Raw genomic sequence first — 20,600 nt, 5'->3', positions numbered from 1 at the left:
AGCAGGTCAAGGGTCACATTCCGTATGATACCCACCGAAATAGTGAAGAATGTAGCGTGTCGCCGTGGAGCACAGCCGAATCGTTATCGACGGCACCGGGCTGGACTGCCGGACCGTCGCCCGCGCCGCCCGCGCGGACGTGATGATAGCCATAGCCGGAACGGGCGTGGAACGTGCCAGGGCCGCCTGGACGACCGCCCGCGCCGTGACCGCCGAGCGGCCCGTCTACGGCCGCACCACCGGCGTCGGCGCCAACCGCGTGGTGAACGTGGAGTGGGAGGACGCCGACGCGCACGGGCTGCGGCTGCTGCGCAGCCACGCCGCCGGCGCCGGGCCGCTCGTCGCGGCCGAGATCGTCCGGGCGATGCTGACCGTGCGGCTGAACCAGATCGCGGCGGGCGGCTCGGGCGTGGACCCCGGCGTCCTCCAGGCCCTCGCCGACGCGCTGAACCTCGGGCTGCTGCCGCCCGTCCCCGCCTACGGCGCGATCGGCACCGGCGACCTCACCGCGCTCGCCTCCACCGCGCTCTGCCTGCTCGGCGAGCGGTCCTGGCTCGGCGGCCCGGACGCCGGGCCGGAGCGCGGCCCGGGGTTCCGGCTGCGCTCCGCCGACGCGCTCGCCTTCATCAGCTCCAACGCCGCCACGCTCGGCGAGTCGGCGCTCGCCGTCGCCGACCTGCGGACGCTGGTCGCCGCCTCCACCGTCGTCGCGGCGCTCTCGCTGCTCGCGGTGCACGGCTCGGAGGAGCCCTTCGCGCCCGCCGTCCACGACGCCTGCCCGCACCCGGGCCAGCAGGAGGTCGCGGCCGCGGTGCGGCTGCTGCTCGCCTTCGACCACCCCGCGCCCGCCCGCATCCAGGACCCCTACGGGTACCGGGCGTTCCCGCAGGTGCACGGGCCCGCGGTGGAGGCCGTCCGGTACGCCGAGGACGTGGTGGCCCGCGAGATCAACGCCGCGTCGGAGAACCCGCTGGTCGACGTCGCGGGCCGCACCGTCTGGCACAACGGCAACTTCCACACCGCCTACGTCGGGCTCGCGCTCGACGCGGCGCGCGCCGCGCTGTTCCAGACGATGGCGCTGTCGGCGGCGCGGCTCGGCACCCTCACCGAGCCCGCCTTCACCGGCCTCTACCCCTTCCAGGCGGCCACCGAGGCGTCCTCGGGGATCATGATCCTGGAGTACGTGGCGCACTCGGCGCTCGCCGACGTGCGGCGCCTCGCCGCGCCCGCCGCGCTCGGCAACGCCGTCCTGTCGCGCGGGGTGGAGGAGCACGCGGGCTTCTCCACGCAGTCGGCGCGGGCGACGACCGACGCGCTCGGCGGCTACCGGATCGGCCTCGGCTGCGAGCTCGTCGCGGCGGTGCGGGCCCTGCGCATGCAGGGCCGCGCCCCGGCGGGCGGCCCGCTCCGCGCCGCCTACGACATGGCGACCGGCGTCCTGGACGAGCGCGTCGAGGACCGGCCGCTGGACGCCGACATCGCCCTCGCCGCCGACCTGCTGCCGCGCCTCGCCGCCGTCATCGACGCCTGACGGCCCGTGCGGCGGCGCGCATCACGGCGCGCCGGGCGGGGCGGGCCGGGCGGTGGAGGAGCGGACGCGCAGCGTCGGCTCGCGGACGACGCGGCGGTCGCGCGGGGTGCCGTCGATGACGTCCACCACCAGCCGGACCGCGTCGTCGACGATGCCCTCGATGTTCCAGTCGACGGTGGTGAGCGGCGGAGTGAGCAGCCGCGACATGGGGTGGTTGTCGTAGCCGCAGACCGACAGCGCGCCCGGGACGTCGAGGCCGAGGTCGCGGGCGGCGGCGTACACGCCGTAGGCGATGACGTCGGAGAAGCAGAAGACCGCCGTCGGGCGGTCCGCGCGGCCGAGCGTGCGGGCCGCCGCGCCGGTGGCGCCCTCCAGGGACTGCGGCGCGACGACGACCTCGACGCGCAGGCCGAGGCGGTCGGCCTCGGCCTCGACGTGCACGTCGGCGGGCCGGTCGGGGGTGCTGGTGAGGGTCGGGGTGAGCACCGCGACGTGCCGGTGGCCGAGGGCGCGCAGGTGCTCCAGGGCGAGGGTGACGCCGTGCCGGTTGTCGAACACGACCTCGCTCTGCGCGCGCCCGCCCGCGAGGGCGTCGCCGATGGACACGACCGGGACGGTCTCGGCGAGCTCGGCCCAGAACGCCGCGGACGGGTCGAGGGGCTGCACGATGAGGCCGTCGACCCGCTGGTCGCGCAGCCGGCGGGCGAGCCGCAGCTCCTGCTCGGGGTCGCCGCCCGCGTCGACCAGCAGCGCGTAGCGGTCGCGGGCGAGCAGCGCGCGGCCGATGCGGGCGGCGAGCGACTGCTGCCAGTAGTCCTCCAGCGAGCCGCAGAGCAGGCCGACCATGTCGGTGCGGCCGCTCGCCAGGGCGCGGGCGATCGGGTGGGCCTCGTAGCCGAGCTCGGCGGCGGCGGCGCGGACCCGCTCCTGCGTCTCCTCGCTGGTCTGGATGCCGCGCAGCGCGTACGACACCGCGGCCGGGGAGAGCCCCGTCGCCTGCGCCACCTCCCTGATCGTCGCCCGCTTGCGCCTGTCAGCCACGCCCCAACCATACGGGCCGGGGGTGACGGTCCGCGGGCGCGAACTTGACGGGAGCGTCACTGAACCGGTTCACTGAAGCGGTTCACTGATGCGGTTCAGCCAGGAGGGGGTGACCGGTGCCCGGCACGGACGTGCACCAGCACCTCTGGAGCGAACCCCTGGTGACGGCCCTGCGCGCCCGCTCCGCACCGCCCTTCCTGGACGGCTGGACGCTGCACCTGGCCGGCGAGCCGCCCTACGAGGTGGATCCCGCCGACCACGACCCCGACCGGCGCGCCGCGCTCGCCCGCGCCGACGGCCTGGACCGCGCGCTCGTCTCGCTGTCCACCCCGCTCGGCGTCGAGTGGCTGCCGCCCGGCGAGGCGGCGCCGCTGCTCGACGCCTACCACGAGGGTGCCGCCGCGCTGCCCGAGCCGTTCGGGGCGTGGGCCGCCGCGAACGTGCACACCGTGGACGCCGCGACCGTCCGCGCGGCGGCCGCCGCCCTCGACCTCGGCGGCTTCGCCGGCCTCCAGCTCCCGGCGTCCGCGCTGGACGGCCCCGAGGGGCTGGCCCGCTGCGCGCCACTGCTCGACCTGCTGGACGAGCGGGGCCTGCCGCTGATGGTGCACCCCGGTCCCGCGCCGCAGTCCGGCGGCGTCCCGGCGTGGTGGCCGGCGCTCGTCCCCTACGTGCAGCAGCTGCACGCCGCCTGGTTCGCCTTCCGCGCCTTCGGCCGCCCCCGCCACCCGCGCCTGCGGGTGTGCTTCGTGGCCCTCGCCGGGCTCGCCCCGCTGCACGGCGAGCGCCTCGCCGCCCGCGGCGGCGGCCGCGGCGCGGTCGACCCGGACGCGTTCGTCGAGACCTCCTCCTACGGGCCGAAGGCCGCGGACGCCACCGTCCGCGCCCTCGGCATCGACGTGGTCGTGCACGGCACCGACCGGCCGTACGCAGGCCCCGCCGACCTCGCCCTCGGCGAGGCGGCCGGCCACGCGTTCCGCGTGGCCAACCCGCACCGACTGCTCACCGGAAAGGAGCGCCCGCATGACCTCTGATGTCCTGGCCCCGACCACCGGTGGCGTCTCCTGTCTGGCGGACCTGCCCGCCCGCGCGCTCGGCAAGCACGAGCTTCGGGAGCTGGTGGACCGCCTCGCCGAGGAGCCCGGCCTCTGGCGCCAGCACGTCGCCTTCTCCGACGACGAGCGCCACTACGCGTCCCTGTACCGGGACGAGTACGTCGACATCTGGCTGCTCTGCTGGACGCCGGAGAACGACACCGGCTGGCACGACCACGACGTCTCCTCGGGCGCCGTCCGGGTCGTCGCGGGCGAGCTCAGCGAGAACAACCCGCGCATCGGCGGCGACCACGTGGAGGTCCGGGTCGGCGAGGGGGACTCGTTCTGCTTCGGCCCCGAGCACATCCACCGGCTGGTGGGCTCGGCGGCCGCCTCGGTGTCGATCCACGCCTACTCGCCGCCGCTCTGGCGGCTCGGCCAGTACTCCATCAGCGAGGGCGGCGTCATGCGCCGCCAGTCGGTGAGCTACGCCGACGAGCTGCGGCCCGTCGACGAGGAGTCCTGACTCCCGCGACGGCGACCAGCACCGCGAAACCGGCGGCGAGGCCGCGCAACAGCCCGGCCTCGTAGTAGGGGTCGGTGACGAGCCGGACGGCCGCGTAGGCGGCGGCCGCGCCCGCGAGGGCGCCCGCCGCCGTCCGCGCGGTCGGGAAGCGCCCGGGGGACGCGCGCAGCGTCGCCACGGCGGCGGTCGCCAGAAGGATCGCGACCATCACCAGGTAGGGCGCGGCGCCGAACCGCACGCCGTACCGGACCGACAGCGCGGGCACGAAGAACAGCGCGAGGCCCTGGCCTAAGCCGCCGGCGACGAGCGCCAGGGCCGCCCGCCCGGGACCGGCGTCCCCGTCCGCCGGTGCGCGGACGCGGCGCCGCAGCGGCAGGACGACCGCGAGGACGGCCACGGCGGCCAGCGCGCCGGGCAGCCGCCCGCCCAGGTGGCCGAGGTTGTAGATCAGCGCGGTGTCGTAGAGGGTGAGCACGAGCTGCCCGAGCGCCCAGGTCGCGGCCGTGAACAGCAGCAGCCCGGCGACGGAGGCGGACGCGGGCGACGGGCCGCCGCGCCGCGCCATCCGGTTCAGCAGCAGCGGCGTGACGACGCCCGAGACGATCCGGATCGCGATGTCGTCGTCCGTCCAGGGGTTGCGCAGCTCGGCCTCGATCAGGCAGAACGTCAGCGTCCAGGACGCCGACGCCGCCCACACCACGGGCGTCGCGAACAGCCGCCGGTAGAGGCCGTCGTCCAGCCACCGCACGACGGTCGCGTAGGCCAGCAGCACGAGCGGCAGCTCCAGGAACGCCTGGACGCGCAGCACCGTCGGGGCGAGCAGGCCGGGCGCCGGGACGTGCCGGGCCAGGCCGTCCAGGTCGGCGAGCGCGAACCAGCCGGATGGCAGGTAGCGGGCGACGAACGAGGGGTCGCCGCCGTGCACGCGCGCGACGTACACGGTGAACAGCACCTGGTTCAGGTAGAAGAGGGCGGTCACCGCGGCGAACCCGGCGAGCGGCGGCACCGCCCGGCCGGGGACCGGGTCCGGCGGCCGCGTTCGGGGCACGAGCAGCAGGCTCGCCAGGACCGAGGCGGCGGCGGTGAGCGCCAGGATGATCGCCACGACGGCGATGCTAACGACCGCCGATGGAAAAACGGGACCGAAGCGACACATGCGAACGCGCGGAACGAGGCGGGCCGAACAGTAAAATCGGCCGTCCCGCACTCCTTTTCCCCGACGGTGGTCCCCCATGCGCCCTCGCCGTGCCCTGCTGCCCCTCGTCCTCGCCGGGCTGGCCTGCCTGCCCGCGGCCGGGTGCACCGCGGTGACGGGCTCCGCGCCCGCGCGGGCGCGGGTGGCGACGGCGCGGCCGGCGCCGACGGCCCCGGTGGTGATGTTCCTCGGCGACTCCTACACCGTGGGCGAGCGCGGCGCCCTGCCCGAGAACACCTACGCGGCGGGGACGGCGCGGCTGCTCGGCTGGCAGGTGGTCCTCGGCGGGCGGGCGGGCACCGGCTTCGTCTCGCCCGGCACGACCCGGCCCCGGCAGGACTTCGGGCAGATGTTCGAGAGCCAGCTCGGCTGGCGTCCCGCGCCCGACCTGCTGGTCGTCGCGGGCGGCCACAACGACGTGCACGCCGCGCTGCCGGCGGTGCTGGCGAACGCCCGCGAGGTGCTGGAGCGCGCGAAGCAGCGCTGGCCGGGGACGCGGCGGCTGCTCATCGGCCCGATGTGGGGCGACGGCCACCCGCCCGCGACGGCGCTCGCCGTCCGCGACGGCCTGAAGCGGCTGGCGGCGGCGGAGGGCGTCCCGTTCGTCGACCCCCTCGCCGAGAAGTGGATCACCGGCGACCGGTCCCTCGGCACCGGCAACGCGCCCGGCTACATCAAGCCCGACCGCACCCACCCGACCAACGCCGGGCACCGCTACCTCGCCTCCCGCCTCGCCGCCGACCTCCGCCGCCTGAACCTCGCCCGCCCCTCCCGCACCCCCTGACCCTCCGGTCACCCAACGTCGAGATGCGGCGTGTTGGCCTATGGGAGCGCTCCCATTGGCCAACACGCCGCAAGTCAACGAACGGTGACCGGGGAGTCACCTCGCGCGACGACCCCGCCCCGCGCGCGAGTGCGTTACCTGACCGCGCGGGGCGACGCCGCAGGCGAGCCCCGCGCGGTCAGATCGCGAAGCGATGTCGCACTCGCCCAAGGCACGGTCGAAGTGCGAGCCGCCAGGCGAGTGCTTCGGGCCGGGGCTCAGGCAGGTGCAGCGAGGGTGAGGGAGAAGTCGCCGGCGGGGTCGGTCCAGAGTTCGGTGACGGAGAGGCCGGCGGAGGCGAGTTCGGTGCGCAGGCGTTCGGGGCGGAACTTGGCGGAGATCTCGGTGCGCATCTCCTCGCCCGCGTCGAAGTCGACGTCCAGGTCGAGCTCGCCGACGCGGACACGCTGGTCGGTGGTGGAGCGCAGCCGCATCTCGATCCACTCCTCGGCGGCGTTCCAGACCGCGACGTGCTCGAAGGCGTCCACGTCGAAGTCGGCGTCCAGCTCGCGGTTGACGACGTGCAGGACGTTGCGGTCGAACTCGGCGGTGACGCCCCCGGCGTCGTCGTAGGCGCGGACCAGCCGGGCGGGGTCCTTGACCAGGTCGGCGCCGACCAGCAGCGCGTCGCCGTCGCGCATGGTGGCGCGGATCCCGCCGAGGAACGCGACCCGCTCGGCGGGCGGCATGTTGCCGAGGGTGCCGCCGAGGAACGCGACGAGGCGCCGCTCCCCGCCGGGCAGCAGCGCGAGGTGGCGCTCGTAGTCGGCGACGACGGGCCGCACGGTGATCGCGGGGTGGTCGGCGGCGAGCGCGGCGGCGGCCCCCTCCAGGAAGTCGCCGCTCACGTCCACCGGCACGTAGGTCTCCAGGGTGGCGGCGAGGGCGTCCAGCAGCAGCCGGGTCTTCTCGCCCGACCCGGCGCCGAGCTCCAGCAGGGTGCGGGCGCCGGTGAGCCGGGCGACGTCGGGGGCGCGGGCGGTGAGGATCTCGCGCTCGCGGCGGGTCGGGTAGTACTCCTCCAGCGCGGTGATCCGCTCGAACAGCTCGCTGCCGCGCTCGTCGTAGAACCACTTGGGCGGCAGCGTCTTCGGTGTCGCGGTCAGGCCGTCGTGGACGTCCTGGCGCAGCGATTTGGCCAGGTCGTCGGGGGTCAGGTAGCGGTCCATGGGAGCCCTCCTCAGAGCGGGGTGATCGCGACGCCGGTGGCGGGGCCGGCGGTGACGAGCGAGCGGTCGGGGACGGCCCGCCAGCCGGGGCCGTCGTCCAGCGGCTCGGACGCGAGCGTGGTCGCGCCGCCGGCGGAGCGGACGAACAGCGAGTCGCCCCAGGTGGTGGCGGCGAGCGCGGTGCCGTCGGCGGCGAGCAGGTTGTAGCGGCCGGGGGCGAGGCCCGCCAGGGCGCGCACGACGGCGGCGAGGCCGTCGCCGAGCGCGGCGCCCTCGCGCCAATGGCGGGCGGCGAGCGCGAACAGCAGCGCCGAGTCGACGGGGGCGCGCGCGTCGGGGACGTCGGCGAGGTCGCCGGCCAGCTCGCGGAGCTTGCCCTCGACCCCGGCGAAGCCCTCGACCTTGCCGTTGTGGCTGAACAGGCGGGCGCCGGCGCGGAGCGGCTGGGCGCACGACTCGTCCACCGGGAACCCGCTGGTCGCCGACCGGACCGCCGCGACGGCGCAGCCGGCGGCGACCGTCGCGGCGATCTCCCGGAAGGACTGGTCGGTCCAGATCGGCTGCGCGCGCCGGAACCGGACGGGCGCGGCCGCCCCGCCGGGGTACCAGCCGACGCCGAACCCGTCGGCGTTCAGCAGGTTGCCCTGCGTCATGCGCGGCGCGTACGACTGGTGCTCCAGCGAGTGCGTCCCCCCGTACATCAGCTCGTGCAGCGTGATCTCGGGGCCGAGGTAGCCGACGTGGCGGCACATCAGGCGGCGTCCCGGGCGCACCGGAACCCGGCGAAGATCTGCCGCCGGATCGGGTAGTCCCAGTTGCGGAACGTGGTGCGGACGGCCGTCGGATGCGTCGCCCACGACCCGCCCCGCAGCACCTTGTACTCCGGTCCGAAGAACACCTCCGAGTACTCCTTGTAGGGGAAGGACCGGAACCCCGGGTAGCCGGTGAAGTCGCTGGACGTCCACTCCCACACGTCGCCGAGCATGCGGCGCACGCCGTAGGCGGAGGCGCCGCCGGGGTGGGCGCCCGCCTCGGACGGGCGGTGGGCGCGCTGGCCGAGGTTGGCGCGGCCCTCCTCGTAGTCGTCGCCCCAGGGGTAGCGGCGGGAGCGCTGGGCGGCGGGATCCCAGGCGGCGGCCTTCTCCCACTCGGCCTCGGTCGGCAGCCGCTTGCCGGCCCAGCGGGCGTAGGCGTCGGCCTCGTACCAGCAGACGTGCTGGACGGCCTCGCCCGGCGGGACCGGCTCGACGTGCCCGAAGCGGCGGCGCGTCCAGCCGCCGCCCTCGCGCGTCCAGAAACCGGGGGCGCGCTTGCCGCCGCTCGTGCGCCACTCCCACCCCGCGTCCGTCCACCACCGCGGGTCGTCGTAGCCGCCCGCCTCCATGAACGCCAGGTAGTCGGCGTTGCTGACGGGCTCGGCGTCGATGCGGAAGGCCGGCACCTCGACGAGGTGGCCCGGCCGCTCGTTGTCGTGGGCCCAGGGGTCGTCGGAGGTGCCCATGACGAACGGCCCGGCCGGGACGAGCACCTCGCCGAGCGGGGCGGGGCGCGCCTCGCCGGCCGGGGCGGGCGGGTCGAGCAGCGCCGGGCCGTCCTTGCGGAGCTGGTGGGTGGCGAGCATGGTCTCGTCGTGCATGTGCTCGTGCTGCACGACCATCCCGTAGACGAAGCCGCCGTCGGTGAGGGGGCCGCCGCCCTCGAAGCGGGCCGCGTCCAGGGAGTCCAGCACCCTGGCGCGGACGGTGGCGAGGTAGGCGGCGGCCTCGGCGGGCGGCAGCAGCGGCAGGGACGGGCGCGTCGCGCGCGGGTGCTCGAACGCGTCGTACAGGCCGTCGATCTCGGGCCGCATCGCGGCGGCCCCGCCGGCGGCGCGGAGCAGCCAGAGCTCCTCGTAGTTGCCGATGTGCGCGAGGTCCCAGACGAGCGGCGACATCAGCGGCGACACCTGCGCCACCAGCGCCGCGTCGTCCAGGACGCCGGTGGTGAGGCCGTGGCTGCGGTCGCGGGCGCCGCCGAGGGCGCCCGCGATGAACTCCTTCAGCGCCCGCTCGTCCCTCTCGTTCACGCGTGCCGCGTCGGCCATGCCTGGTCCCCCTCGTCGTCGTCGGCGGGGCAGCGGCCCCGTGCCACGTAGCGGTCGGTGTACTCCTGGACGAGCGGCGCGAGGCCGGCCGCGCCGAGCCGGGGCAGCGCGTCCAGGGCGGCGGTGAAGCAGGCGCGGGCCGCGCGGGCGAGCGCCGGATCGGCGAGCGCGTCGCGGGCGGCGGCCGTCCAGGCGTCCGCGACGGGATCCACCGCGGCCTCGGCCGCCGCGGTGGCGGCCGGGTCCTCCAGGAGCGCCGTCGCGACCGCCACCGGGACCGGCCAGTACCGCCCCGGCAGCGCGTCGATCATCCGCAGCTCCAGCCAGCCGCGCGGGCGGACGGGCGGGAACAGCGTCGACAGGTGGTACTCCAGGTCGGTCAGGTCGGGCTCGCCCTTGCCGAGCCAGGACCCGAACGTCATGCCGGGGTCGGCGATCCAGCGGCCGTCCTTGGTGTGCACGACCATGACGCGGGCGTCGAGGGCGTACCGGGTCCACTCCTCGGCCGGGTCGCCGCCGTCCGGGCCGAGGACGGGCAGCGTGCGGCACGGGTCGAGGTCGGCCCAGACGCCCTGCCGCGAGGAGCGCAGGCCGGTGCGGCGGCCCTGGTGGCACGGCGAGTTGGCGAACGCGGCGACCAGGACGGGACCGAGCGCGTGGACGAGGCGCCAGCGGCGCAGGGCGTCCGCGTCGTCGGCGCCGATGTCCAGGCAGACCTGCACCGACGCCGTCGAGCACATCATGGCGAGGCCCGCGGACGCGAACCCGCTGGCGTCGAAGTAGTCGCGCATGCAGTGGTAGCGCGGGTGCTCGGCCTGGAACAGCGGGCGCCGCAGCGGGTCGACGCCGTGCCCGGCGAGGTCCAGGCCCGCCGGCGCGAGCGCGGCCCGCACGTGCGCGATGTCGGCGCCGAGGCCGCGGTGCACGCCGGCGAGGTCGGGGAACGGGACCGAGCTCAGTTCGAGCTGCCCGCCCGGCTCGTAGGTGACCGCGCTGCCCGCGGGCGGCGGGCCGGCGTTCTCCACCAGCGCGCGGACGCGGGCGGCGGGCACGTGCGCGGACGGGTCGCCGCGGCGCGTCACGAACCACTCGGTCTCGGCGCCGACCGCGCCGGGCGGCCCCTTCTTGAAGCAGATGCCGTGGATGTACTGGTAGACCGCGTCCGCGGTCAGCCGGGACATGCGTGGAGCCCCCTAGATCAGACAACGGTGTCCATGCTTCCCAGCTGATCCGGTTCAGCAATCCGGTCGCAGCCGGAAAATTTGTCGTTGATTGCTGGAATTAGCCACGCTCGTCGCCTTCGTTGGCAGACTGCACTAGAGTCCCCATTCCCCCCACTCTGTCCGGAGGTCACATGCGCGGAGACCTGGGCTCGCTCTACGACGCGCACGCCGACCGCCTCTACGCGCACTGCTGGTCGCTGCTCGGCGACGCGCAGGCGGCGGCGGCGGTCACCGACGCGTTCGCCGCGGCCGTCCGCCATCCCCCGCGCGGTGACAGCGTGCTGTGGCTGTACTCGCTGTCGCGCTCGGCCTGCACCGACCGCGGCGCGTTCGACGGCGCGGCGTTCGGCACCGGCGACGGCGACGCGCTGGTGCGCGCGGCGTCGGCCCTGCGCGCCGACCACCGCGAGGCGCTGCTGCTCTGGGCCGGCGACTGGCTGGAGCCGGGCGACATCGCCCGCGTGCTCGGCGTCGCCCCCGACACCGCCCGCGACATGCTGCACGCCGCCCGCACGCGGCTGGAGCGCGGCGTCCTCGACATCCTCATGCGCGGCGCGACCGGCGCCGACCTGGAGCTCATCACGGCGTTCGAGAAGGGCCGGCTGCCGCAGCTGCTCGCCCGCCGCGCGCCCGACCGCGCGCCGGCGTGGCTGCGCGAGCGGGTGCTCGCCCTCGGTGAGGACGGGGCGCAGCAGCCGCTCGCGGCCCTCACCGCGCCGGCGCCGCTCGTCGTCATCGGCCGGCCGCCGGTACCGGTGGCGCGGGCGCGGCGCGGGCTGTCCAAGGGCTTCGCGGCCGCCGCCGGGATCGCCGCCTCGGTGGTCGCGGCCGTCGGGCTGCTCGCCTCCTGGCCGGCGGCGCGCGGCGTCGGGGTGGGCGCGGCGACGCCGACCTCCGGCGAGAGCGACGCCGCGACCGCGCAGCAGACCTCGGCCGCGCCGGTCGGCACCGCGCGGACGCCCGCCCCGAACGGCCCGGCGACGGTGCAGGGCACCGCCGCCCAGGAGGACGGCGGGGACCCCGTGTCCGCGACGGCCTCGGCGCCGCCGTCCGCGCCCGGCGGCGGCGCGCCCGCGCAGGGCGGCGACGGCGGTGGCGGTGTGGCCGCGCCGCCGCCGAGCAACGGCACCGGCAGCGCTCCGGCGCCCGCCGAGCCGCCCGCGGCGAGCGAGCCGTCCGAGCCGTCCGCGCCGGCGGACCCGCCGGACACCTCCGCGCCGGCGGAGCCGCCCGCGACGAGCGAGCCGCCGGCCGAGGAGACGCCGCCCGCCGAGCCCTCGGACCCGCCGGCCGGAGCCGAGACGCCCGCGCCGACCGAGAACCCGGCGCCGGCGCCCTCGGGCTGAGCCCGGCCGCCGGTCAGACCGTCGCCGGCGCCGCCGCGAGCGGGGGGACGCCCCCGCCGCGGCGGCGCTGGCGCCGCGCCAGCAGGCCGCCGACCAGGCCGCCGGTGACCATCGCGACCAGGTGCCCGACGGCGGCGACCTCCAGCCGGTCCAGGCCCTCGAACAGCACCGGGACGAGCGCGGCGAGGCCGCCGGCGGCCAGCAGCCGCGGGAGGCGCCCCGGCCCGTACAGGATCGCCGCGACGAGCGCCGCCGACAGCACGTAGGACGGGCCGACGTCGGGGATCGTGCGGATCGACGACGACAGCAGCCCGAGCTCCAGCCGGGCGAGCGCGACGCCCTCGCTGACCAGCGTCCCCACCACGTGCGCGGCGGCGACGAGCACGACCGACGGGACCGTGCCGAAGCGCCGCGCCACCGGGAACAGCCCGATCGCGCCGAACACCAGCAGGATCGGCTGCGCGCCCTCGGCGACGAACGCCGAGGCGACCAGCGTGCCGACCGGCCGGACCGCGAGGTTGGCGAGGTTGGTGCTCGCCCATCCGATCATCGCGTCGCGGTCGGCCGCCGACAGCACGTGCACCTGCACCACGGCGACGGCGGCGAACACGCCGAGGAACGTGAGCGGCATCGCGTAGCGCTTGAAGAACCCGTCCATCATCCACCGCAGGCTAGGGGCCGACCGGGGAGCAAGCGGGCGATACCCCGAAAGCCGCGCCGGAAACGGTGATCACCGTCAGATCACCGTCAGATCGCCGCCGCGCCGCCGGTCGCGCGGCCGCGCCGCACGAGCAGCGCCGCCGCGACCGCGACCGCGGAGACCGCGCCGGCGACCGTCATGGACGTCTGGAAGCCGTCCATGAACGCCAGGTGGCTGCCCGCGGTGATCTCCTGCGCGGCGCGCCCGGTGCTGCCCGGCGGGACCGGCGCGACGCCCTGGCTGACCAGCCCGGACTGCCCGGCCAGCCTCTCGGCGGCCGCCGCCGGGACGCCCTGCTCGGTGAGCCGCCCGTACAGCACGTCGCCGACGCGCCCCGACAGGAGCGTGCCGAGGACGGCGGTGCCGAGCACCCCGCCGAGCTGCGACGCGGTCTGCTGGAGGCCGCCCGCGACGCCCGCCAGGTGCTCGGGGGCGTTCCCGACGATCGCCTCGGTGCCCGCGACGATCAGCATCCCGAACGCCAGTCCGATCAGCACGAACCAGGGCCAGATCTGCAGGTAGGGGGCGTCGACGCCGATGCGGGCGAGGCCGAACAGCGCGACGGCGGTGAGGACCATGCCGAGGACGAGCGGGACGCGCGGGCCGAACCTGCTGGTGAGGGCGCCCGCGACGGGCGAGGCGACGATGAACACCGCCGTCATCGGCAGCATCCGCACGCCCGCGCCGACCGGGCTCATCCCGTGCACCTGCTGCAGGTACAGGGTGATGAAGAAGATCGTGCCGAACATGCCGAAGAAGGCCAGCACGACGAGGCCGGTCGCGGCCGACAGCGACACCGACCGGAACAGCGCCATCGGCAGCAGCGGGTTCGCCGCGCGCAGCTCGCGGGCGACGAACGCGGCGAGCAGGACGGCCGCCGCGGCGAACGACGCCAGCGGGACGGCGGTGCCGAAGCCGTGCTCGCCGGCCTTGATGAGGCCCCAGACGAGCGCGAACAGGCCGCCGGTCAGCAGGGCGGCGCCGGGCAGGTCGAACGACCCGCCGGCCGCCTCGTCCCGGGACTCGCGGATCACCCAGAGGCCGACGGCGAGCGCGAGCACGCCGAGCGGGGCGTTGAGGAAGAACACCGACTCCCAGCTGACGTTCTCCACCAGCAGGCCGCCGACGATGGGGCCGCCCGCGATGGACACGCCGACCGTCGCGCCCCAGATGCCGAGGGCGGCGTTCAGCCGCTCGGCGGGGAAGGTGGCGCGCAGGATGGCGAGGCCGGCGGGCTGCAGGAGCGCCCCCGCGACCCCCTGCACCACCCGCCAGAAGATGACCGTGCCGAGGCCGCCGGACAGGCCGATGAGCAGCGAGGCGGCGGCGAAGCCGGCGACGCCGGCGAGGAAGGTGCGCTTGCGGCCGAACCGGTCGGCGATCTTGCCGGCCGGGATGAGGGTGACCGCGAGGGCGAGCAGGTAGGCGTTGGTGACCCACTGGAGGCCGGACAGGCTCGCGCCGAGGTCGGCGGCGATGGCGGGGTTGGCGATGGAGACGACGGTGGCGTCGAGGCCGACCATCATCACGCCGAGCGCGACGGCGAGCAGGGTGAGCCAGGGGTGCCCGTGGCCGGCGCGGGTGCGGCGGGCGGCCGGGCGGGGCGCCGGCAGGCGGGTGTCGGACGGATGCGCCATGGGAGGTCCTTCGGGGAGACGGCGGAGAGCCCAAAGTGTCATGCGATGACATAAGTCGTCAAGCGACCAATATCACAGGCAGACATTTGGCGCCGAATGGCTTTCTGGTTACACTGCGGCCCATGACCGAGGTCCTCCCCGCGGGCCGCCGGGAGCGCAAGAAGCAGCGCACCCGCGAGGCGCTCGTCGACGCCGCGTTCGCCCTGTTCGCCGAGAAGGGCTTCGACGCGACCACCGTCGAGGAGATCGCCGACGCGGTGGACGTGTCGTCGCGGACCTTCTTCCGCTACTTCGCCTCCAAGGAGGACGTGGCGCTCACCTTCCAGGAGGAGCAGCTGCGGGTGGTGCACGAGGCGTTCGCCGCCCGCCCCGCCGACGAGCCGGTCATCACCGCGCTGCGCCGCGCGATGGTGTCGACCGTGCGGGCCTGCGAGCACGGCGAGCTCGGCTTCGACGCCGGCCGCTTCACCTGCATGATCGAGCTGACCGAGCGGAGCGACGCGCTCATGGCGGGCAGCCTGGAGCACGCCCAGCGCAAGCAGGCCGAGATCACCGCGGCCGTCGCGGCGCGGCTCGGCGCCGACCCGGCCACCGACATCCGCCCGCACGTGATCACCACGACGGTGATGAGCGCCTTCCACGCCGCCGCCGAGTACGTCCGCTCGACGGGCGCCGGGCTCTCGCTGTCCGACGCCCTGGACGAGGCCTTCGCCGTCCTGGAGGGCGGCCTCAACCTGCCCTCGGCCCCGCCGCCCGCCGGATAGGCGCCGCTCAGTCGGCGATGGTGATGCCGGCCTCGGCCGCCAGCGCGTCCAGCAGCGTCCGCGCGTCCGCCGTGCCGACCGTCGCGCCGTCGAAGCTGCGGATGCCGCCGACGCCGCTGAGGTCGCAGCCGGTGAACCGGGCGTCCTTCATCGCCGCCCCGCTGAACTGGGTGCCGGCGAGGCGGCAGCGCTCGAACCGGACGCGGGTCAGCTCGGCTTTCTGGAAGTTCGCCTCGGACAGGTTGCAGTCGCGGAACACCACGTCGCGCAGGTGCGCGAAGCGGAACGAGGCGAGGTCGGCGCGGCAGCCGTCGAACAGCACGTCGCGCAGGCCGGCCTCGGCGAGGTGCAGGCCCGTCATCCGGCAGGTGCGGACGGCGGTGCTGAACATCCGCGAGGTGAACATCCGGGCGTTGGCGAGGTCGCAGCCGTCGAAGGCGACGTCGGCGAACCCGGCCCGGTGCAGGGTGACGCCGGCGAGGCCGGTGCCCTCGAACCGGCACCGCTCGAACTCCACGTCCTCGGCGCCGGTGATCGGCACGGCGCCGTAGCGCAGCGACAGGTAGACGCCGTCGTCGGCGAGCTCGGTCTCGGCGATCCCGGCGGCCGCGAGCGTGGCGGGGATGGCGGGGGACTTCGGTTCGCGGAAGACGGAGGTGCGGGCGGCCATACCGCCCACCCTACGGCCGTCCCACGCGCCCCTCGCTCCACTCGGATAGCCGGGCACGGTACCCGAATCGCCACGTACGTGGTGGGGTGTCGGTGGAAGCCCGGATGGCGGGCGGGCGGCGGGCGCCGATACTGGGTGCGTGGCGGGCATGGTGGGCCGCGACGCCGAAACGGCGCTGGTACACGGCCTGGTGGACGGGGTGGACGACGGCCGCGGCGGCGTGCTGCTCGTGCTCGGCGAGGCCGGCATCGGCAAGACGCGGCTGCTCGCCGAGGCGGCGCGGCACGCCCGCGGACGCGGCCTTGCGGTGCTGACCGGGCGGGCCGTCCAGTCGGGCGGCGCCTATCGGCCGCTCGCGGAGGCCCTCGCCCGGCACCTCGGCGACGAGCCCGACGATCCGGGGCTCCGCCCCTACCGCGCCGCGCTCGGGCGGATCCTGCCGGGCTGGTCGGGCGGCCCGCCCGCGGGCCCCGACCCGGTGCTGCTGCTCGGCGAGGGCATCGCCCGGCTGCTCGGCGGCCGGGGCACCGTGCTCGTCCTGGAGGACCTGCACTGGGCCGACGCCGACACCCGCGCCGTCCTGGAGTACCTGGCGGGCGCGCTCCGCGACCGGCCCGTCCTCGTCGTCGGCTCGGCCCGCGACGACGAGGACCCGCCGCGCCTCGCGGGCGCGCGCACCGTCCGGCTGCGCCGCCTGGACGGACCCCGCGCCCTGGAGCTGGCCCGCCGCTGCGCGGGCGGCGACCTGCCCGCGCCGGTCCGCGAGCTGGTGCTCGGCAAGTCCGACGGGCTGCCGCTGCTCGTCGAGGAGCTGGTGGCGGGCGGCCGGGCGCCGACGCTCGCCGCGCTCGTCGCCGAGCGGCTGGCGGCGCTGTCCCCGGACGGGCGCCGGATCCTGCAGGCGGCCGCCGTCCTCGGCGGCGATCCCGACTGGACGCTGCTCGGCGCGGTCACCGGCGCCGCCGAGGACGCCGTCCTCGCCGCCCTGCGCGCCGCGCAGCCCCGCCTGGTGGTGACCGAGGGCGAGGCGCTCCGCTGGCGGCACGCCCTCACCCGCGACGCGGTGCTGGCGTCGCTCACCGCGCCCGAGCGGGCGGTGCTGGCCCGCCGGTCGGCGGACGCGCTGCTGGCGCGCGGCGGGCCGGACGACGCCGAGCGCGCCGCGGGGCTCCTCGCGGCGGCGGGCGAGCGGGACCGCGCCGCGGCGGTCTTCCTGCGGCTCGCCCGCGCCGGGCTCGTCCGGGGCGCGCTGCACGACGCCGCCGCGCTGCTGGACCGGGCGGGCGCTGGCCCGGAGGTCGCCGTCGAGCGGGTCCGGCTGCTGACGCTGCGCGGCCACGCCGACGAGGCGCTCGCCGAGGGCTCGCGCGTCCTCGACGCGACGACCGGCGCCGACCACGCCCGGCTGTGCGTGCGGCTCGCCGACGCCGCGATCGCGCTGCGCCGCTGGGAGGAGGCCGACCGGCTGCTGCACCGCGCGGGCCGCCCCGACGACCCCGGCGTCCTCGTGCTCGCCGCCGACGCCGCGTTCGGGCCGGGCGACCTGCCGCGGGCGGCGCGGCTCGCCACCGCCGCGATCGCCGCGGCCGAGGCGCGGGGCCGGGTCGAGGAGTGCTGCCGCGCCCTGGTCATCCTCGGCCGCTGCGTGCTCCGCGAGGACCCGGCGGCGGCGCGCTCGGTCTACGAGCGGGCGTTGCAGCTCGCCGCCGAGCACGGGCTCCGCCCGTGGCGGATCACCGCGCTGATCCAGCTCGGCACGATCGAGGTGTGCGCGCACCCGTTCTCGCCGCTGCTGGCCGAGGCCCGCGAGCTGGCGCTGGACACCGGGCGGCTCGCCGAGGCGGTCGTGGCCGGGCTGCTGCACGCCGAGGGGCTGCTGCTCGCCGACGGCCCGGCCGCTGCGGAGGGCCCCGCCCGCGAGGGCGTGGCGCTGGCGGACCGGCTGCGGATGCCCGCGCTCGCCGCCATGGGCGAGCTGCTCGCCGCGCACGCCCGCGCCCTCGCCGGCGACCGCGACGGCGCGGCCGCCCTGCTGGCGTCGGCGGCGGGACGCGCGGACGCGGCCGTCGAGATCGCCGCGCTGCCGCCGGTGGTGCGCGGCCTGTCCGCGCTGCTGGACGGCGACCTCGACGCCGCGGCGCCGCTGTTCGACGAGGGCCTCGGCCTGCTGCACGGGCGCCGGCAGGCCGCGCCCGTCCCGCACTGGGGCCTCTGGGCGCTGCTGCGGACCCTCGCCGGGGACCGCGGCGACGAGGCCCGCGAGCAGGTCCGCAACTCCTACGTGACGCTGCGCGCCGTGAACGCGGGTGCCCTCCGCTACGCCGACGCCGTCGCGGCGGGCCGCGCGGGGCGGCCCGCCGAGGCGGCCGGGCTGTTCGCCGAGGGAGACGCGCTGCTCGCCGAGCACCACTGGTGGCGGCGCCTCTGCCGGACGCTGGCGCTGCGCGCCGCCGTCGCCGACGGCTGGGGCCGCCCCGTCCCCGCCCTCCGCGCCGACCTCGCCGCCTTCGAGGCGTCCCGGGAGGAGCGCCTCGCCCGCCTCGCGCGCGACCTGCTGCGCAAGGCGGGCGCCCCGACCCGCCGCGGCCGCGGGCACCGGGCGGTGCCCGCGCTCCTGCGGGCGGCGGGCGTCACCAGCCGCGAGACCGACGTCCTCGGCCTGGTCGCCGAGGGCCTCACCAACCGGCAGATCGCCGACCGGCTGTACCTGTCGCCGCGCACCGTCGACACCCATGTGGCGAGCCTGCTCGCCAAGACCGGCGCCGCCGACCGCCACGAGCTGCGCCGGGTCGAGCGGACGTCGCGCCGCTCCCCCGGGGCGGGCCGGTAGCGGGATCTAGGCGGCGTCGGGGACGAGCCGGGCGGGGGTGTTCCTGCGGTCGGTCCAGTCGGTGAGGGTCGTGCGGCAGGCGTGGTCGAGGTGGCGCAGGCCCGACAGGTCCAGGTCGACGGGGCGTCCGGGGGGCAGCGCCTCCAGGGTGCCGAGGATGTGCGGGATGCGCAGGAACGTCGCGCTGCCGGTGAGCGCGACCCCGATCTGCGGGGCGCCCGGCCGGTCGTCCACCTCGATGTGGACGTGCGAGGTCTCCCAGGCGGTCTTGACGACGGCGAGGAGCAGGCCGAGCAGGACGCCCTCGAACAGATTGAGGGCGACGACGGCGCCGGCGGTCGCGGCGAGGACGACCGCCTCGCCGCGGTGCCGCCGCCACAGCGGGACGAGCCCGCGCAGCGGGATGAGCCGCCAGCCCGCGTGTACGAGCACGCCCGCGAGCGCCGCCACCGGGATGGCGCCGAGCACGCCGGGCAGCGCCGCCGTGAACAGCAGCAGCCACACGCCGTGCAGGACGCGGGACGCCTTCGTGCGCGCCCCGGCCTGGACGTTGGCGGAGCTCCGCACGATGACGGCCGTCATCGGCAGCGCGCCGAGCAGGCCGCAGACGGTGTTGCCGGCGCCCTGCGCCATCAGCTCCTTGTCGTAGTCGGTGCGCGGGCCGGTGTGCATGCCGTCGACGGCGGCCGCGCTGAACAGGCTCTCGGCCGAGGAGATCAGCGCGAACGCGGCGACGGTGCCGAGGACGCCGAGCTCGGCGAGCCGGGCGAGCTCGTCCCCGCCGGGCGGCTGCACCACGCCGAGCAGCCCCGCGATCTCCAGGTGGGCGACGGGCGCGGCGAGCAGCCAGGACGCCGCCGTCACCAGCGCCACCGCGCCGAGCGGCGCCGGGACGGCGCGCACCCGCCGCGGCAGGAACCGCCAGCCCGCCAGGCAGGCGACGGTGGCGGCGCCGACCGCGACGGCGGGCGAGGCCAGCCCGTCCCAGAGCAGCGCCGGCAGCCCGGCGAGCTTGGCGAGACCCGAGCCGGGGGCCTTCTCCCCCGCCATCGTGTAGAGCTGCCCGGCGATGATGGTGAGGCCGATGCCGGCGAGCATGCCCTCCACGACGGCGATGGAGATGGCGCGGAACCAGCGGCCGAGCCGGAGCGCGCCGAGCGCGAGCTGCACCAGCCCGGCGGCCAGCACGATCGCGCCGAGCACCGGCAGCCCGTAGCGCTGGACGGCGTCGAACACGAGCACGGTGAGGCCCGCCGCCGGGCCGCTCACCTGGAGGCTGCTGCCCGGCAGCAGCCCCGCGACGAGGCCGCCGACGATGCCGGTGACCAGGCCGAGCTCCGGCGGCGCGCCGGAGGCGATGGCGACGCCGGCGCAGAGCGGCAGCGCGACGAGGAACACCACCAGGGACGCGGCGATCTCGCCGCGCCAGGGCACGGCCCTCACAGCGGCAGGAAGGCGCGGGCGCCCGGGTCGTGGGCCAGCACCGCGCCCGTGTGCACCCGGTAGTACCAGGCGTGCAGGCCGAGCCGCCCGCCGGCGACCCGCTCGCGCAGCCCCGGGTACTCCAGCAGGCGCGCGGTCTGGTTGAGGACGTGGCGCTGCGCGGCGTCCGCGGCCTCGCCGCCCGGAGCGGCGCCCGGCAGCGGGGTGGAGGTGGCGAGCCATTCGCGGAGGGCGGGGACGGCGCTGAGGTCGTCGCCGCGCGTCATCGCGCCGACGGCCCCGCAGTGGGAGTGGCCGCAGACCACGATGTCGGCGACGCCGAGCACCTCGACGGCGAACTCGATGGTGGCGGCCTCGCCGGACGGCCGGTCGAGCCGGTAGCGGGGCACGATGTTGCCCGCGGTGCGCAGCTCGAACAGCTCGCCGGGGCGGGCGCCGGTGAACAGCGATGGGATGACGCGCGAGTCGGAGCAGGTGATGAACAGCGCGAGCGGCGACTGGCCTCCGGCGAGGCGGTGCAGGTCGGCGTCTCCGGTGAAGCAACGGGCGTGCTCGATGAGTTTCTGCATGCGGGAATGCCTCCAG

General features: G+C 76.7%; 18 protein-coding genes. 7 read left to right on the top strand and 11 right to left on the bottom strand.

The annotated features are described in order from the left end of the window. Window positions 1-64 precede the first annotated feature (64 nt). Window positions 65-1,531 (top strand): aromatic amino acid ammonia-lyase, encoded by a 1,467-nt coding sequence (locus tag K1Y72_RS18610; protein WP_220167632.1) that lies wholly within the window; start codon window positions 65-67, stop codon window positions 1,529-1,531. A gap of 21 nt (window positions 1,532-1,552) precedes the next feature. Here the strand turns inward: K1Y72_RS18610 and K1Y72_RS18605 are convergent, their stop codons facing one another. Further along, a complete protein-coding gene (locus tag K1Y72_RS18605) occupies window positions 1,553-2,572 on the bottom strand; it encodes a LacI family DNA-binding transcriptional regulator (protein WP_220167631.1) in 1,020 nt (339 codons plus the stop codon). A gap of 116 nt (window positions 2,573-2,688) precedes the next feature. On the opposite strand from K1Y72_RS18605, the gene K1Y72_RS18600 reads away from it, so the two are divergent. Together K1Y72_RS18600 and K1Y72_RS18595 are read left to right on the top strand one after the other, a co-directional pair. Then, window positions 2,689-3,606, top strand: a complete 918-nt coding sequence (locus tag K1Y72_RS18600; protein ID WP_220167630.1) for an amidohydrolase family protein — start codon at window positions 2,689-2,691, stop codon at window positions 3,604-3,606. Continuing rightward, window positions 3,596-4,132 carry a cysteine dioxygenase gene (locus K1Y72_RS18595; RefSeq protein ID WP_220167629.1) on the top strand — a complete coding sequence of 179 codons (537 nt, stop codon included), beginning with the start codon at window positions 3,596-3,598 and terminating at the stop codon, window positions 4,130-4,132. The genes K1Y72_RS18600 and K1Y72_RS18595 overlap by 11 nt, the downstream gene beginning before the upstream one ends. Here the strand turns inward: K1Y72_RS18595 and K1Y72_RS18590 are convergent. Then, entirely contained in the window at window positions 4,071-5,237 is a 1,167-nt protein-coding gene (locus K1Y72_RS18590; protein ID WP_220167628.1) for a hypothetical protein, read from the bottom strand. The two genes, K1Y72_RS18595 and K1Y72_RS18590, sit on opposite strands and share 62 nt — an antisense overlap. A gap of 127 nt (window positions 5,238-5,364) precedes the next feature. On the opposite strand from K1Y72_RS18590, the gene K1Y72_RS18585 reads away from it, so the two are divergent. Continuing rightward, window positions 5,365-6,111, top strand: coding sequence for an SGNH/GDSL hydrolase family protein (locus tag K1Y72_RS18585; RefSeq protein WP_220167627.1), 747 nt, complete (start codon window positions 5,365-5,367; stop codon window positions 6,109-6,111). Between the two features lie 257 nt (window positions 6,112-6,368). Here the strand turns inward: K1Y72_RS18585 and egtD are convergent, their stop codons facing one another. Genes egtD through egtA form a run of 4 tightly spaced genes read right to left on the bottom strand, consistent with a single transcriptional unit; the run spans window position 6,369 to window position 10,583 of the window. Continuing rightward, window positions 6,369-7,319, bottom strand: coding sequence for an L-histidine N(alpha)-methyltransferase (gene egtD, locus K1Y72_RS18580; RefSeq protein ID WP_220167626.1), 951 nt, complete (start codon window positions 7,317-7,319; stop codon window positions 6,369-6,371). Between the two features lie 11 nt (window positions 7,320-7,330). Then, on the bottom strand, window positions 7,331-8,071 hold the full coding sequence (egtC, locus tag K1Y72_RS18575) for an ergothioneine biosynthesis protein EgtC (RefSeq protein ID WP_220167625.1): 741 nt from the start codon (window positions 8,069-8,071) through the stop codon (window positions 7,331-7,333). Further along, window positions 8,071-9,402 carry an ergothioneine biosynthesis protein EgtB gene (gene egtB, locus K1Y72_RS18570; protein WP_220167624.1) on the bottom strand — a complete coding sequence of 444 codons (1,332 nt, stop codon included), beginning with the start codon at window positions 9,400-9,402 and terminating at the stop codon, window positions 8,071-8,073. Before egtB ends, egtC begins: the two co-directional genes overlap by 1 nt. Continuing rightward, window positions 9,381-10,583 (bottom strand): ergothioneine biosynthesis glutamate--cysteine ligase EgtA, encoded by a 1,203-nt coding sequence (gene egtA / locus K1Y72_RS18565; protein WP_220167623.1) that lies wholly within the window; start codon window positions 10,581-10,583, stop codon window positions 9,381-9,383. Before egtA ends, egtB begins: the two co-directional genes overlap by 22 nt. Window positions 10,584-10,756: 173 nt before the next feature. Between egtA and K1Y72_RS18560 the strand changes: the two genes are divergently transcribed. Beyond that, a complete protein-coding gene (locus tag K1Y72_RS18560; protein WP_220167622.1) occupies window positions 10,757-11,971 on the top strand; it encodes a hypothetical protein in 1,215 nt (404 codons plus the stop codon). A 13-nt stretch (window positions 11,972-11,984) separates the two neighbouring features. Here the strand turns inward: K1Y72_RS18560 and K1Y72_RS18555 are convergent, their stop codons facing one another. Next, window positions 11,985-12,632, bottom strand: coding sequence for a rhomboid-like protein (locus tag K1Y72_RS18555; protein WP_220167621.1), 648 nt, complete (start codon window positions 12,630-12,632; stop codon window positions 11,985-11,987). An 86-nt stretch (window positions 12,633-12,718) separates the two neighbouring features. Further along, window positions 12,719-14,308: an MFS transporter gene (locus K1Y72_RS18550; RefSeq protein WP_220167620.1), complete on the bottom strand. Its 1,590-nt coding sequence runs from the start codon at window positions 14,306-14,308 to the stop codon at window positions 12,719-12,721. Between the two features lie 122 nt (window positions 14,309-14,430). Between K1Y72_RS18550 and K1Y72_RS18545 the strand changes: the two genes are divergently transcribed. Further along, window positions 14,431-15,072 (top strand): TetR family transcriptional regulator, encoded by a 642-nt coding sequence (locus tag K1Y72_RS18545; protein ID WP_220167619.1) that lies wholly within the window; start codon window positions 14,431-14,433, stop codon window positions 15,070-15,072. 7 nt (window positions 15,073-15,079) lie between these two features. On the opposite strand, the gene K1Y72_RS18540 is transcribed toward K1Y72_RS18545, so the two are convergent. Continuing rightward, the gene (locus K1Y72_RS18540) at window positions 15,080-15,742 is read right to left on the bottom strand and encodes a pentapeptide repeat-containing protein (protein WP_220167618.1); all 663 of its coding nucleotides are present in this window, start codon (window positions 15,740-15,742) and stop codon (window positions 15,080-15,082) included. A 148-nt stretch (window positions 15,743-15,890) separates the two neighbouring features. Between K1Y72_RS18540 and K1Y72_RS18535 the strand changes: the two genes are divergently transcribed. Further along, on the top strand, window positions 15,891-18,572 hold the full coding sequence (locus K1Y72_RS18535) for an ATP-binding protein (RefSeq protein WP_258572824.1): 2,682 nt from the start codon (window positions 15,891-15,893) through the stop codon (window positions 18,570-18,572). A 6-nt stretch (window positions 18,573-18,578) separates the two neighbouring features. Here K1Y72_RS18535 and K1Y72_RS18530 read toward each other — a convergent pair whose 3' ends face one another. Then, window positions 18,579-20,015 (bottom strand): SulP family inorganic anion transporter, encoded by a 1,437-nt coding sequence (locus K1Y72_RS18530; protein ID WP_308287136.1) that lies wholly within the window; start codon window positions 20,013-20,015, stop codon window positions 18,579-18,581. Further along, window positions 20,012-20,584 (bottom strand): carbonic anhydrase, encoded by a 573-nt coding sequence (locus tag K1Y72_RS18525; RefSeq protein ID WP_220167616.1) that lies wholly within the window; start codon window positions 20,582-20,584, stop codon window positions 20,012-20,014. Before K1Y72_RS18525 ends, K1Y72_RS18530 begins: the two co-directional genes overlap by 4 nt. Window positions 20,585-20,600 lie beyond the last annotated feature (16 nt).

This window comes from Actinomadura parmotrematis, from assembly GCF_019458805.1.
Classification (GTDB): domain Bacteria; phylum Actinomycetota; class Actinomycetes; order Streptosporangiales; family Streptosporangiaceae; genus Spirillospora; species Spirillospora parmotrematis.
Note: the sequence above shows the minus strand (reverse complement) of the source record. Positions and strands in the feature narration are given on the sequence as shown.

Coding starts and splice junctions, on each gene's coding strand:
- egtA (WP_220167623.1), bottom strand. CDS start 10,583: ATGTCCCGGCTGACCGCGGACGCGGTCTACCAGTACATCCACGGCATC.
- K1Y72_RS18525 (WP_220167616.1), bottom strand. CDS start 20,584: ATGCAGAAACTCATCGAGCACGCCCGTTGCTTCACCGGAGACGCCGAC.
- K1Y72_RS18555 (WP_220167621.1), bottom strand. CDS start 12,632: ATGATGGACGGGTTCTTCAAGCGCTACGCGATGCCGCTCACGTTCCTC.
- K1Y72_RS18585 (WP_220167627.1), top strand. CDS start 5,365: ATGCGCCCTCGCCGTGCCCTGCTGCCCCTCGTCCTCGCCGGGCTGGCC.
- K1Y72_RS18550 (WP_220167620.1), bottom strand. CDS start 14,308: ATGGCGCATCCGTCCGACACCCGCCTGCCGGCGCCCCGCCCGGCCGCC.
- egtB (WP_220167624.1), bottom strand. CDS start 9,402: ATGGCCGACGCGGCACGCGTGAACGAGAGGGACGAGCGGGCGCTGAAG.
- K1Y72_RS18560 (WP_220167622.1), top strand. CDS start 10,757: ATGCGCGGAGACCTGGGCTCGCTCTACGACGCGCACGCCGACCGCCTC.
- K1Y72_RS18540 (WP_220167618.1), bottom strand. CDS start 15,742: ATGGCCGCCCGCACCTCCGTCTTCCGCGAACCGAAGTCCCCCGCCATC.
- K1Y72_RS18535 (WP_258572824.1), top strand. CDS start 15,891: ATGGTGGGCCGCGACGCCGAAACGGCGCTGGTACACGGCCTGGTGGAC.
- egtC (WP_220167625.1), bottom strand. CDS start 8,071: ATGTGCCGCCACGTCGGCTACCTCGGCCCCGAGATCACGCTGCACGAG.
- K1Y72_RS18545 (WP_220167619.1), top strand. CDS start 14,431: ATGACCGAGGTCCTCCCCGCGGGCCGCCGGGAGCGCAAGAAGCAGCGC.
- K1Y72_RS18595 (WP_220167629.1), top strand. CDS start 3,596: ATGACCTCTGATGTCCTGGCCCCGACCACCGGTGGCGTCTCCTGTCTG.
- egtD (WP_220167626.1), bottom strand. CDS start 7,319: ATGGACCGCTACCTGACCCCCGACGACCTGGCCAAATCGCTGCGCCAG.